Origin of the sequence: Citrobacter sp. C348 (assembly GCF_047467975.1) — a bacterium.
Classification (GTDB): domain Bacteria; phylum Pseudomonadota; class Gammaproteobacteria; order Enterobacterales; family Enterobacteriaceae; genus Citrobacter; species Citrobacter gillenii.
Window position 1 is genome coordinate 170,075 of the sequence record NZ_JASJUJ010000006.1, and the last position, 13,471, is coordinate 183,545.

The 13,471-nt window shown below is 52.5% G+C and carries 13 protein-coding genes; 6 read left to right on the forward strand and 7 right to left on the reverse strand.

Going from position 1 to position 13,471, the window contains the following annotated elements:
* Nucleotides 1-8: 8 nt before the first annotated feature.
* The 6 genes from QNN86_RS13355 to QNN86_RS13380 form a co-directional block, all read right to left on the reverse strand.
* The gene (locus tag QNN86_RS13355) at nucleotides 9-242 is read right to left on the reverse strand and encodes a YgdI/YgdR family lipoprotein (protein ID WP_174360729.1); all 234 of its coding nucleotides are present in this window, start codon (nucleotides 240-242) and stop codon (nucleotides 9-11) included.
* Between the two features lie 90 nt (nucleotides 243-332).
* The gene (locus tag QNN86_RS13360; RefSeq protein WP_181618622.1) at nucleotides 333-1,676 is read right to left on the reverse strand and encodes an MFS transporter; all 1,344 of its coding nucleotides are present in this window, start codon (nucleotides 1,674-1,676) and stop codon (nucleotides 333-335) included.
* Nucleotides 1,677-1,823: 147 nt separating this feature from the next.
* Nucleotides 1,824-2,111 carry a ferredoxin-like protein FixX gene (fixX, locus tag QNN86_RS13365; protein ID WP_181618621.1) on the reverse strand — a complete coding sequence of 96 codons (288 nt, stop codon included), beginning with the start codon at nucleotides 2,109-2,111 and terminating at the stop codon, nucleotides 1,824-1,826.
* On the reverse strand, nucleotides 2,108-3,394 hold the full coding sequence (locus QNN86_RS13370; protein WP_414211238.1) for an FAD-dependent oxidoreductase: 1,287 nt from the start codon (nucleotides 3,392-3,394) through the stop codon (nucleotides 2,108-2,110). The genes fixX and QNN86_RS13370 overlap by 4 nt, the downstream gene beginning before the upstream one ends.
* A gap of 50 nt (nucleotides 3,395-3,444) precedes the next feature.
* Nucleotides 3,445-4,386: an electron transfer flavoprotein subunit alpha/FixB family protein gene (locus QNN86_RS13375; RefSeq protein WP_182270448.1), complete on the reverse strand. Its 942-nt coding sequence runs from the start codon at nucleotides 4,384-4,386 to the stop codon at nucleotides 3,445-3,447.
* A gap of 15 nt (nucleotides 4,387-4,401) precedes the next feature.
* A complete protein-coding gene (locus QNN86_RS13380) occupies nucleotides 4,402-5,172 on the reverse strand; it encodes an electron transfer flavoprotein FixA (RefSeq protein WP_414211239.1) in 771 nt (256 codons plus the stop codon).
* Between the two features lie 481 nt (nucleotides 5,173-5,653).
* On the opposite strand from QNN86_RS13380, the gene caiT reads away from it, so the two are divergent.
* The 6 genes from caiT (at nucleotide 5,654) to caiE (ending at nucleotide 12,771) form a co-directional block, all read left to right on the forward strand.
* The gene (gene caiT, locus QNN86_RS13385) at nucleotides 5,654-7,171 is read left to right on the forward strand and encodes an L-carnitine/gamma-butyrobetaine antiporter (protein WP_181618617.1); all 1,518 of its coding nucleotides are present in this window, start codon (nucleotides 5,654-5,656) and stop codon (nucleotides 7,169-7,171) included.
* Between the two features lie 33 nt (nucleotides 7,172-7,204).
* The gene (gene caiA, locus QNN86_RS13390; protein ID WP_181618616.1) at nucleotides 7,205-8,347 is read left to right on the forward strand and encodes a crotonobetainyl-CoA dehydrogenase; all 1,143 of its coding nucleotides are present in this window, start codon (nucleotides 7,205-7,207) and stop codon (nucleotides 8,345-8,347) included.
* Between the two features lie 60 nt (nucleotides 8,348-8,407).
* Nucleotides 8,408-9,625 carry an L-carnitine CoA-transferase gene (gene caiB / locus QNN86_RS13395; protein WP_181618615.1) on the forward strand — a complete coding sequence of 406 codons (1,218 nt, stop codon included), beginning with the start codon at nucleotides 8,408-8,410 and terminating at the stop codon, nucleotides 9,623-9,625.
* Nucleotides 9,626-9,688: 63 nt separating this feature from the next.
* Nucleotides 9,689-11,242: a crotonobetaine/carnitine-CoA ligase gene (gene caiC / locus QNN86_RS13400; RefSeq protein ID WP_182270451.1), complete on the forward strand. Its 1,554-nt coding sequence runs from the start codon at nucleotides 9,689-9,691 to the stop codon at nucleotides 11,240-11,242.
* Nucleotides 11,243-11,295: 53 nt separating this feature from the next.
* On the forward strand, nucleotides 11,296-12,081 hold the full coding sequence (gene caiD, locus QNN86_RS13405) for a crotonobetainyl-CoA hydratase (RefSeq protein WP_414211240.1): 786 nt from the start codon (nucleotides 11,296-11,298) through the stop codon (nucleotides 12,079-12,081).
* 93 nt (nucleotides 12,082-12,174) lie between these two features.
* Entirely contained in the window at nucleotides 12,175-12,771 is a 597-nt protein-coding gene (gene caiE, locus QNN86_RS13410) for a carnitine operon protein CaiE (protein WP_414211241.1), read from the forward strand.
* 76 nt (nucleotides 12,772-12,847) lie between these two features.
* Here the strand turns inward: caiE and caiF are convergent, their stop codons facing one another.
* Nucleotides 12,848-13,243, reverse strand: coding sequence for a carnitine metabolism transcriptional regulator CaiF (gene caiF, locus QNN86_RS13415; RefSeq protein ID WP_096758355.1), 396 nt, complete (start codon nucleotides 13,241-13,243; stop codon nucleotides 12,848-12,850).
* Nucleotides 13,244-13,471: the final 228 nt, after the last annotated feature.

Consider the following 13,471-nt stretch of genomic DNA (forward strand, 5'->3'; position numbering starts at 1 on the left):
AGTGTATATTAGTTATCTAACTCACTCATATCTTTAACCTGATCGCGATTGATCTGTTCCGTTTTACCGGTTTCCGCATTTTCATACGACACCAGGCCAGTATCATCATCCACCTGCGGCTTGCCGTTGGTGACAATGGTTTTACCGTCGGTGGTTTTAACCGCCTGGTTGGAGGAACAACCGACGACGGTGAACAGCGCTGCTGCGGTAAAAATGGTGGTGATCAGAATGTGTTTTTGCATGGTGTTCTCCCTGCTTTTCAGTCATTTTCAGTGATATACCGTTTAAGTTTAGGCTAACTGACTGAGTAACAGGGAAAATACAGAACACTCCTAATGGCTGGCTCTCGACACTGGCTTACTGCGGATCGTCATTTGGCTGGTCTGAGCCAGCGTCAGCCCCCGCGTTTCTGGCGCAAAGGCAATGGAAACCAGCAGGCCAATCAGCGAAATCCCGGCCCCCATCAGCATCACATGGCTGATCCCGTATTTGGTGATGAATACTGGCAGCGCCCAAGTAGACACAATGGTTCCTACCCGGCTTAGCGACATGATCACCCCGACGGCGGACGCGCGAATATCGGTGGGGAACAGCTCATTGGGGTACAACCACTGAAGGTTCCCCGGTCCTCCTGAGAAAAACGCATACACGGCAAACGCCAGCACCACCAGCCAGACGCCCATATCAGGAATCAGCCCTAACACCGCCAGCGCCAGCGTCATCATAATAAAGCTGCCGATCAACAGCGGCCTACGACCAGCACTGTTGAGCCAGAACATCGGTGGAATACAGCCCAGCATAAAGCACAGGCTAATCACCACGTTACCCAACGCGGCGCTTTTCCCAACGCCGAGGCCGAGCAGCCCGACAATTTGTGGACCGAAGGTGTAAATGGCGAACATCGGGATCACCTGACAGGTCCAGATGGCGGCGACAAACAGGACAAACGGGAAATGGCGGCGATTAAACAACTGGAGAAAGCGTGTTTCCTGCGGTGCTTCTTCGTCGAACACCACCGGCTCGCCGAACAGCTTGATCATCATCGCGTCACACTCTTTTACCCGCCCTTTACGCAGTAGCCAGCGCGGCGATTCGGGAAGATCAAAGCGACCGATGAGGATCAAAATGCAGGGGATCACCGCGCTGCCCAACATCCAGCGCCATCCGCCTTCAACATCATACAGCCAGTAGCCGACCAGATCGGCGCAGGTCGCACCGACATACCACATGGCAGCGATAAAACCGATGGAAAAGGCGCGCTGTCGGGTATTGGAAAACTCGGTGATCATCGAAGTGGCTATCGGATAATCTGCGCCGATGACCACCCCGATCAACACCCGCATCACCAGCAGCTCTACGGGAGAAGAAACAAACATCGTCGCCGCCGATATCACGCCAATGGCGATGATATCGATGATGAACATTTTGCGCCGCCCGACTTTATCGGAGATGTAGCCAAACAGCGACGTGCCGACAAACAGCCCGGCCAGTGTCCCGGCACCTAACAAACCAATCCACTCTGCATCCAGCTTCAATGCCGGTGTGAGCTGCTCCAGTGCCACACCAATCATTACCAGCACATAACCATCCAGAAACGGCCCACCGCTTCCCCACAGCATTATCCGGCGGTGAATAGAGGTGAATTTGATGTCATCAAAGTTCCTGGGCTGCTGCATGGTGATGTCCTGTTTCAACACGGGCAAAGCGTCATCTGTAGGCCGGATAAGGCGTTTACGCCGCCATCCGGCATTGGCGCCACATGATTGCCGGATGGCGATGCTACCGCATCTGATCCGGCCTACGGGTGCACAACCTCGTACTTATTAGCCGTAGCGGAATTCCACGCCAAAGGTGCCGCGTGGGTATTCCCATTTCTCCAGCGCCGTATCGAGTCCGAGAATTCGACAGGTGCCGCATTCCAGGCAACCGGCGTAATCAAAGCGCACGCTGCCGTCATCCTGCTTTTTGTACAAGCCGGCCGGACAGGCTTTGATCAACACCTCCAGCACCTGTTTATCAGGCTGAGTCTTCAGAACGATGTGCGGGCTTTCTTCATCGACATTGAATTTATTGACGCCCAGTTTGACGTCCACATTGACGGGAGAAGTCATAATACGGTCACTCCTTTAAGGCCATCCTTCATCAGGTTGATGAAGCCCACTTTCTTCGCATGACGCAGCAATGTTTTACGCATCGGAACCGGCGCTGAACTATCCACGGTAAACAGGTCGCGGGCGATATTCACTACCATTTCTGGATAGGCGGTAAACATGCGGGGGTTATCGAGAAACGCGGGCAGCTTCTGATACATGCGCATATCGCGCATCGGGCCGTCGTCCAAATGCTGGTGATATTCGGCAAGCGCTTGCTTGCTAAAGTCGTCACGCTTCATGGCTGAAAGTACCGTTTTAGCGGCCGCTTCGCCTGCCGAGATAGCCAAATCCATACCGCGAATGGTGAAGCCAAGGTTCATACACATTCCGGCCGCATCACCGGCAATCAGGACACCGTCGCCCACCAGTTCCGGCTGCATATTCATCCCGGCTTCCGGCACTACGTGAGCGGCATATTCCACCAGCTTGCCACCAGCAATCAGTGGGGCAACGGCCGGGTGCTGTTTGAAATCTTCCAGCATTTGCGGGACCGATTTTTTCGCGTCCTTCAGGTGATGAAGGCCGCATACCAGCCCTAAAGAAACAGTGGTTTCATTAGTATAGAGGAAGCCACCGCCCATCAGGCCGTCGGTTGGCGACCCAGCAAACAGACAGGCAGCGCCTTCGTTACCCTGCAGATGAAAGCGGTCTTCAATCACCGATTTCGGCAATTCAATAAGCTCCTTCACGCCAACAGCCACATGTGACGCGTCAACGCGCCTGGCCATACCCAACTTTTCTGCCAGCAGAGAATTCACGCCGTCAGCGAGGATCACCACTTTGGCTTCAAGGATGTCGCCATCCGCTTCCACGCCCACCACCTTGCCATCACGCTGGACGACGTTATCCACGCGGATACCGGTAATCAGCTGGGCGCCCGCCTCTTCAGCCTGCTCCATCAGCCAGGCGTCAAATTTACTGCGCAATACGGAATAAGAAACCTGCGACGCCGCCGCCTCTTCTCCGTTGCAATAATCCATCGTCATCGCCCCTTTTTCAGTCATAAAGGCGAGTTTTTCGTGGGTGATCATGCGTTCAATGGGAGCATGCTCAGCAAAGCCAGGGATGATACGCTCCAGACTGTGCGCATACATGCGCCCACCGGTGACATTCTTCGCGCCAGCAGAATTGCCGCGCTCGATAACCAGCACCTGTGCACCTTCACGAGCAAGCACCAGTGCCGCAACCGAACCGGCCAGCCCTGCACCCACGATGATGGCATCAAAGATATCTTCGGACATAGACAACTCCTCTCAGCGGCAGAGTACTTTCGTACTCTGCCCGGAATGGTTTAGCGCGCTAATGCGGCCGTCAGCGCAGGCAGGATCTTCAGCGCATCGCCAACGATGCCAAAGTCTGCGTACTGGAAAATCGGGGCATTTTTATCTTTGTTGATAGCAAAAATCGTCTGTGCGCCGTTCGCGCCAACCATGTGCTGAATCTGCCCGGAGATCCCCACCGCCAGATACAGCTCGGGCTTAAGCATCAGGTTGGATATCCCAACGTAGCGTTCATGCTCCATCCACTTCTCGTTTTCCGCCACCGGACGGGAACAGGCCAGCTCAGCGCCCATGGCCTGACACAGCGCTTCCGCCAGCGAGATATTCTCTTTGCTGCCAATGCCGCGCCCTACGCTGACCACCAGTCGCGCCTTGTCGAGATCGACGCTGTTGCTCTTACGCGCCTGCGTGGCTGTGCGGGTGACCGCGACGGCCGGGGCCTGCCACTGCACCTCATGCTTATCACCGCTGCGGGATGCATCCGACTGCATCGCATCAAACGTTCCGCTGCTGAGCGTGACCACCGCAAATGGCGAGGCGATAGTTTCTGCCCCCATTGCCAGACCGCCATACACCATGTGTTTGACCGCCACATTGCCGTCCTGCAACGTCACCGCGCTGGCATCGTTAGACACCGCCGCCGACAAACGAAAGCCCAGCTTTGCCGCCAGCAGTTTGCCGCGACGAGTGTTCGGCAGCAGGACCGCGCCACCTTCACTGTGCTGACGAATAGTCTGGGCCATCACGTCCGCATAATCTTCGATCATTCGGTCATCTGGCTTACCGCTGAGCAGCCAGACATGGTTGGCGCCCAGTTGGATTGCTGTCGCGCTGTCAGCCTCGCTCAGTACGAACGTGTTGATAGACTCACCTAAAGCCTGCGCACCATTCATCAGTTCCGGCAGACGAGAAGGGGTATCGCTGAATACCCAGACACTGGAAAACTTGTTCATAACATCCCCTGATAATTAAATGATTTTGCGCAGGCTCTCGACAAACGCGGCAATCTGTTCTTCACCGTCACCTTCAATCACAACGCGCTGACGCTCGCGTTGCTTCGGTGCAGCAACCTGTTGGACGGAATATGCATCCACGCTATTTAGCGCAATATCCGCTGGCGACCAGACCTGAACCGGTTTTTTCGCCGCGCCAAGAATGGCTTTCATGGAAGGGATTTGTGGTGTGTTGATGTCGGTAGAGACCGCAATCACCGCCGGCAGCGGGATGCTCAGGGTTTCAATTTCATCTTCCAGCTCGCGTTCTACCGTGAGGGTGTTATCCGCCAGTGAGAGGATCTTGCTCACACCGTTAATCGCCGGGATATTCAATGCTTCGCCCACCAGCAGACCGACCTGCTGGGCATAAAGATCGGAAGATCCATCACCGCAGATAATCAGATCAAAACCGGATTTTTGTGCCGCGGCAGCCAGTGCTGTCGCCGTCTGCTGAGGCAGCGCCTGTTCGAATTGATCGTCAATCACCACGATCAGCTCATCCGGACCGCGAGAAAGCACATCTTTGCGCCCTTTAGCATTGGTCAACGCTTTGCCACCCACGCTTAGTGCAACAACCTGAACCTCTCCCAGCTGCTGTTTTAACTGACAAGCAGCCTCAATCGCATTCAGGTCGTACTGACTGATTTTGGCATCAGCCTTGCTGAGATCCAGCGAACCATCAGCATTATTAATCGCAATATCCTGTTCGTCAGGCACGCATTTGTAGCAAGTAATTATCTTCATTGCATCTCCAGAAATCATGAAGGAAACGTTATTCATATCGGCTGTGTTAAATACAGATATCACGCTCTTTAATTCGGAAATAAAACATTAATCACCAATATTGAAAATGTCACACATTCATATTCGTAACTTTCAATAGTGTTATGCATCTCAACAATATTGAAAATCACCTGTCAAACATGAAAGTTTTCAATATTGTTTACTGGTTCAACAATATTGAAAGATAGCGACTTATAAAACTTAAAAAACCAACATCAACATACTGATTTAAAACAATAAATAACAAAAAATCCAACAAAATAGCCAGCATAAAAAAGTGTGACACACATAACAGAACCACCGGTAATGAATACCCATTATGAGTTACTCACCGAGGCGCCCCAGAGGTTAAATAGTTATCAACAAATCATTAATAATAAATATACAAAACAGCACAATCGGGAACGCTAAATAAATTTCGTTTTCACACTGGAATTCACTTATGAAAAATGAAAAGAAAAAATCGGGAATAGAACCAAAGGTTTTTTTCCCGCCATTAATAATTGTCGGAATACTTTGCTGGCTAACAGTTCGAGATCTTGATGCCGCCAATGTAGTTATTAATGCGGTATTCAGTTATGTCACCAATGTCTGGGGCTGGGCATTTGAATGGTATATGGTCATCATGCTGTTCGGCTGGTTCTGGCTAGTCTTTGGCCCGTATTCCAAAAAGAAATTAGGTGATGAAAAACCGGAGTTTAGCACCGCCAGCTGGATTTTTATGATGTTCGCCTCCTGTACATCGGCTGCCGTGTTGTTCTGGGGTTCCATCGAGATCTATTACTATATCTCCACCCCGCCGTTTGCGCTCGCCCCCAACTCCACCGGCGCGAAAGAACTCGGTCTGGCGTACAGCCTGTTCCACTGGGGACCGCTGCCATGGGCAACCTATAGCTTCCTTTCTGTGGCCTTTGCCTACTTCTTCTTTGTGCGCAAGATGGACGTCATCCGTCCCAGCTCCACGCTGGTGCCGTTAGTTGGCGAAAAGCATGCCAAAGGATTGTTCGGCACCATTGTCGATAACTTCTATCTGGTGGCGCTGATCTTCGCGATGGGGACCAGCCTCGGTCTGGCTACACCGCTGGTGACCGAGTGTATCCAGTATCTGTTCGGCATTCCGCATACCCTGCAATTAGACGCCATCATCATTACCTGCTGGATCATTCTGAACGCCATTTGCGTGGCCTGCGGTTTGCAAAAAGGGGTGAAGATCGCCAGCGACATTCGTAGCTATCTGAGCTTCCTGATGCTGGGCTGGGTGTTTATCGTCAGCGGCGCCAGCTTCATCATGAACTACTTCACCGACTCCGTCGGCATGCTGATGATGTATTTACCGCGCATGCTGTTCTATACCGACGCTATCGGTAAAGGCGGCTTCCCGCAGGGCTGGACTGTCTTCTACTGGGCATGGTGGGTGATTTATGCCATCCAGATGAGCATCTTCCTCGCCCGTATTTCTCGCGGCCGTACCGTACGTGAGCTGTGCTTCGGCATGGTACTGGGTCTGACTGCTTCCACCTGGATCCTGTGGACGGTCCTTGGCAGCAACACGCTGCTGTTGATGGATAAAAACATTCTCAACATCCCGCAACTGATTGAGCAACACGGCGTGGCGCGCGCCATCATCGAAACCTGGGCCGCATTGCCGTTCAGCACCGCCACCATGTGGGGATTCTTTATCCTCTGCTTTATTGCCACCGTCACGCTGATTAACGCCTGCTCTTATACCCTGGCAATGTCCACCTGCCGCGAAGTTCGCGACGGCGAAGAACCGCCGCTGCTGATCCGCATCGGTTGGTCGGTACTGGTCGGTGTCATCGGTATTGTTCTGCTGGCGCTGGGCGGACTGAAGCCCATCCAGACGGCGATTATTGCCGGAGGATGCCCGCTGTTCTTCGTCAACATTATGGTCACGCTGTCCTTTATTAAAGACGCCAAAGTGCACTGGAAAGACAAGTAAGTTTAATTAACCCATTACTGAAGAGGCTTGAAGATGGATTTCAATTTGAATGACGAGCAGGAACTGTTTGTCGCAGGTATTCGTGAACTGATGGCCAGTGAGAACTGGGAAGCTTACTTTGCCGAGTGCGATCGTGACAGCGTCTACCCAGAACGTTTTGTAAAAGCGCTGGCGGATATGGGCATCGACAGCCTGCTGATCCCGGAAGAACACGGCGGTCTGGAAGCCGGTTTCGTCACCGTTGCCGCGGTGTGGATGGAATTAGGTCGCCTTGGCGCACCGACTTACGTGCTGTATCAATTGCCGGGAGGTTTTAACACTTTCCTGCGTGAAGGCACCCAGGAACAAATTGATAAAATCATGGCGTTCCAGGGCACCGGTAAGCAGATGTGGAACTCCGCTATCACAGAACCGGGAGCTGGATCGGATGTTGGCAGTCTGAAAACCACTTATACACGCAAAGATGGTAAGGTTTATCTTAATGGCAGTAAGTGCTTTATCACCAGTAGCGCCTATACCCCGTATATCGTGGTGATGGCTCGTGATGGTGCATCGCCGGATAAACCGATTTACACCGAGTGGTTTGTTGACATGACGAAAGTCGGTATCAAAGTCAATAAGCTGGAGAAGCTCGGCCTGCGCATGGACAGTTGCTGTGAAATTACCTTTGATGACGTCGAACTGGATGAAAAAGACATGTTCGGTCGGGAAGGTAATGGCTTTAACCGCGTGAAAGAAGAGTTTGACCACGAACGTTTCCTCGTCGCCCTGACCAACTACGGTACAGCAATGTGCGCCTTTGAAGATGCGGCGCGCTACGCCAATCAACGCGTCCAGTTTGGCGAAGCAATCGGTCGTTTCCAGCTCATTCAGGAGAAGTTTGCGCATATGGCGATCAAACTGAACTCCATGAAAAACATGCTGCTGGAAGCCGCGTGGAAAGCAGATAACGGCACCATTACCTCGGGTGATGCAGCGATGTGCAAATACTTCTGCGCTAACGCCGCGTTTGAGGTCGTGGACACCTCCATGCAGGTACTCGGCGGTGTGGGTATTGCGGGCAATCATCGCATCACGCGCTTCTGGCGTGACCTGCGCGTTGACCGTGTTTCCGGTGGCTCTGATGAAATGCAGATCCTGACGTTGGGTCGTGCGGTACTCAAGCAATACCGCTAAGTGGGATGCCGGATGGCGCTTCGCCTATCCGGCCTACAACTAACTGCCAGGAGTTACATTATGGACCATTTATCAATGCCTGCGTTTGGGCCACTTGCCGGAGTACGCGTTGTCTTTTCAGGGATCGAAATCGCCGGGCCGTTCGCCGGACAGATGTTTGCCGAATGGGGCGCTGAGGTTATCTGGATTGAAAACGTCGCCTGGGCCGATACCATCCGCGTGCAACCCAACTACCCGCAGCTGTCACGCCGCAACCTGCACGCCCTGTCACTCAATATTTTCAAAGATGAAGGCCGGGAAGCGTTTCTGAAGCTCATGGAAACCACCGACATTTTCATTGAAGCCAGTAAAGGCCCGGCCTTTGCCCGCCGCGGTATTACCGATGAAGTGTTATGGGAGCATAACCCGAAGCTGGTTATCGCTCACCTCTCCGGCTTCGGTCAGTATGGTACCGATGAGTACACCAACCTCCCGGCGTACAATACCATCGCCCAGGCGTTCAGCGGTTATCTGATTCAAAACGGCGACGTTGACCAACCGATGCCGGCCTTCCCGTACACCGCAGATTACTTCTCCGGCATGACCGCCACCACGGCAGCCCTGGCAGCCCTGTATAAAGTGCGCGAAACGGGTAAAGGCGAAAGTATTGATATTGCCATGTACGAAGTGATGCTGCGTATGGGCCAGTACTTCATGATGGATTACTTCAACGGCGGTGAAGTTTGCCCGCGCATGACCAAAGGTAAAGACCCCTACTACGCCGGTTGCGGCCTGTATAAATGTGCCGACGGCTACATCGTGATGGAGCTCGTTGGCATTACGCAAATCAACGAGTGCTTTAAGGATATTGGCCTGGCGCACATTCTCGGAACGCCAGAAGTTCCGGAAGGCACACAGCTCATCCATCGTGTTGAGTGTCCGTACGGCCCGTTAGTCGAAGAGAAACTGGATGCCTGGCTGGCAGAACACACTATTGCAGACGTTCAGGCGCGCTTTGCCGAACTGAATATCGCCTGCGCGAAAGTACTGACGATCCCGGAACTGGAAGACAACCCGCAGTACGTAGCCCGTGAATCTATTACCCAGTGGCAAACGATGGATGGTCGCACCTGTAAAGGACCCAACATCATGCCGAAATTCAAAAATAACCCAGGGAAAATCTGGCGTGGCATGCCGTCACACGGCATGGATACCGCCGCCATTCTGAAAAATATCGGTTACAGCGAAGCAGACATTAATGAGCTGGTCGGCAAAGGCCTGGCCAGGGTTGAGGATTAAACGCGATGCGCTGACCGGCTTTGCGGGTTAGCGCTCACGCCTGATTTCAGTGGATAAGGTAAAATGGATATCGTTGGCAGACAAAACTTACGTCAGATGTGGGACGACCTGGCCGGGGTGTACGGAGATAAAGCAGCACTTATTTTCGAATCCTGCGAAGGAAATGTTCGGCAGTTTAGCTATGCCTCACTTAATGAAGAGATTAACCGTACGGCGAACCTTTTTCATTCATTGGGCATACGCAAAGGCGATAAGGTCGCATTACATCTGGATAACTGCCCGGAGTTCATTTTTTGCTGGTTTGGGCTGGCAAAAATTGGCGCCGTGATGGTACCGATTAACGCCCGCTTGCTGGGGGAAGAAAGCGCCTGGATCCTGCAAAACAGCCAGGTCAGCCTGTTGGTCACCAGCGCTCAGTTTTATCCAATGTACCGCCAGATAAAACGGGAAAATACCACCCCGCTGAATCACATTTGTCTTATCGGTGAGCAGGTTCCGGCTGACGATGGCGTGAGCCATTTTTCTCAGCTCAAGGACCAGCAGCCGACAACGCTGTGCTATACACCACCGTTATCCACTGATGACACGGCAGAAATTCTGTTTACCTCAGGCACCACCTCACGTCCCAAAGGGGTGGTGATTACCCACTATAACCTGCGTTTTGCCGGTTACTACTCCGCCTGGCAGTGCGCCCTGCGCGACGACGACGTCTACCTGACGGTCATGCCCGCTTTCCATATTGACTGCCAGTGTACGGCAGCCATGGCGGCTTTTTCCGCAGGCAGTACCTTTGTACTGATAGAGAAATACAGCGCCCGGGCCTTCTGGGACCAGGTACGCAAATATCAGGCGACGGTGACGGAATGCATTCCGATGATGATCCGCACCCTGATGGTACAGCCCGCAAGCCCGACTGACAGGCAGCACAAGCTGCGCGAAGTGATGTTCTACCTCAATTTGTCGGTGCAGGAAAAAGATGATTTTATCGCGCGCTTTGGCGTCAGGCTGCTGACCTCCTACGGCATGACGGAAACCATCGTCGGTATTATTGGTGACCGCCCCGGTGACCAACGGCGCTGGCCGTCCATTGGTCGCGTGGGTTTTAGCTATGAAGCCGAAATCCGCGACGATCATAATCAGCCACTACCCGCCGGAGAGATTGGCGAAATCTGCATTAAGGGCGTGCCGGGTAAAACGATATTTAAAGAGTACTACGCACAGCCACAGGCCACGGCCAACGCGCTGGAGCCGGACGGCTGGTTGCATACCGGTGATTCCGGCTACCGGGATGAAGACGGTTTTTTCTATTTCGTTGACCGGCGCTGCAACATGATTAAACGCGGCGGGGAAAATGTTTCCTGCGTCGAGCTGGAAAATATAATCGCTGCTCACCCTAAAATTCAGGACATTGTCATTGTCGGTATTAAAGACGCTATCCGCGATGAGGCGATTAAAGCCTTTATCGTATTGAATGAGGGGGAAACATTAAGCGAAGCGGAATTTTTCAGTTTCTGCGAAGGCAATATGGCGAAGTTTAAGGTTCCCTCGTTTATGGAGATAAGAACCGACCTGCCGCGTAATTGTTCCGGAAAAATAATCAAAAAAAATCTGAAATAAATCCTCCGCCAGGAATACCTCCTGTCGGCAAATCTATTTTTTGGAGATGAGCTATGAGTGAATCATTACATCTGACCCGTAACGGCCCGATTCTGGAAATTACATTAGACAGGCCCAAAGCGAATGCCATTGACGCCAAAACCAGCTTTGCCATGGGGGAAGCTTTTCTAAATTTTCGTGACGACCCGGAATTACGCGTAGCGATTATCACCGGCGGCGGCGAGAAATTCTTTTCTGCGGGCTGGGACCTAAAAGCGGCAGCAGAAGGTGAAGCGCCGGATGCCGATTTTGGTCCCGGCGGTTTTGCCGGTTTAACGGAAATATTTGATCTCGACAAGCCGGTCATCGCCGCAGTAAACGGCTATGCCTTCGGCGGCGGATTCGAGTTAGCGCTGGCGGCAGACTTTATCGTCTGTGCGGAAAACGCCAGCTTTGCGTTGCCGGAAGCCAAACTCGGTATCGTACCGGACAGCGGCGGCGTGCTGCGTCTGCCGAAGCTGCTGCCGCCTGCTATCGTCAACGAAATGGTGATGACCGGCAGACGAATGAGCGCCGAAGAAGCGCTGTGCTGGGGGATTGTGAACCGCGTCGTCAGCCAGGCTGAACTGATGGACAGCGCCCGCGAACTGGCGCAGCAGCTGGTGCATAGCGCCCCGTTGGCTATCGCCGCGCTGAAAGAAATTTACCGCGCGACCAGCGAAATGCCGGTAGAAGAAGGCTACCGCTACATCCGCAGCGGCGTGCTGAAGCATTACCCATCCGTGCTGCACTCTGAGGATGCGCTCGAAGGACCGCAGGCGTTTGCCGAAAAACGCGATCCGGTGTGGAAAGGTCGTTAATGTGCTGAGGCCGGATGGCGCTTTGCTTATCCGGCCTACAAAAAATGCACACTCGTAGGCCGCGTTATCCGGCAAAAACAACTGAGGAATATCGTGAGTTATTATGCGTTTGAAGGCCTGATCCCGGTGGTACACCCACAGGCGTATGTCCATCCTAGCGCAGTGCTGATTGGCGATGTGATCGTCGGTGCTGGCGTGTATATCGGCCCTCTTGCCTCGCTGCGCGGCGACTATGGGCGCCTGATCCTTGAAGCAGGCTCGAATCTTCAGGATGGTTGCATCATGCACGGCTACTGTGACACCGACACCATCGTGCATGAGAATGGGCACATCGGGCACGGCGCAATCCTGCACGGCTGCGTCATTGGCCGGGACGCGCTGGTTGGCATGAACAGCGTCATAATGGACGGCGCAACAATTGGCGAAGAGAGCATTGTCGCCGCCATGAGCTTTGTTAAAGCCGGATTTACCGGCGAGGCAAGGCAAATGCTGGTCGGTTCACCTGCCCGCGTGCTGCGAGAGGTGACAGACCAGGAGCTGCACTGGAAGCGGCTGAACACCAAAGAGTATCAGGATCTCGCGGTTCGCTGTCGGGCAGGGTTACGCGAAACACAGCCGTTAACGCAGATTGATAAAAACCGCCCGCGTCTGAAAGGCACGACAGATGTGAAGCCCAAGTCAGCACGGTAATTGATGCCGGATGCGCTCACGCTTATCCGGCCTATGAGTCAATCACCGTTTATGTCGCCATCAGGCAAACTTACAATTAGCGACGCATACTTTTTGACAGCATCATCTGCCATTTCTGCTCGCGATTAAGCTCTGTTGGCGGTACAGCCGACATACGCGGCATTTTCCCTACGCTCACTTTTTTATCCTGCAAATTGTGATTCAATCTGCTGTAGAGATGAGAATCAATACTCACGACTTTCACCAGACGCTGGCACTGACAGCCCCGGCCTGCAATCTGGTTAGGGATCATCTTAACTTCACAAACAATTTCTCCCACCTCAGACAGAATATAGGAGAGCGTATTAATTGCTTTGCAGTGTTCAATATTAAAATGGAGGGAGATTTCTTTTGCCGTGACCCAACGATCTTCAGCCCTGATCCAATCGGCAATTAACAAATAAAGCGGTCTTTCAACATATTCTTCACACATAAGCACACCATTTCACAAATTAAAAATCTGGCTACGGCCTGTCTGGATAAATAAAAACAAAGCCCTATTAAAATTGTGTATATGAGAGATAGTATGCGACTTGAATGTTGATTAGTGTGAGCAACATCTTGCTTATTACATTGAAAATGTGGTTATCACAGCGCTATTTGCCTGTAATGACCTTAATAGATAAAAAAAACGGTTTCTTTACAGAAACCGTTTCTTATT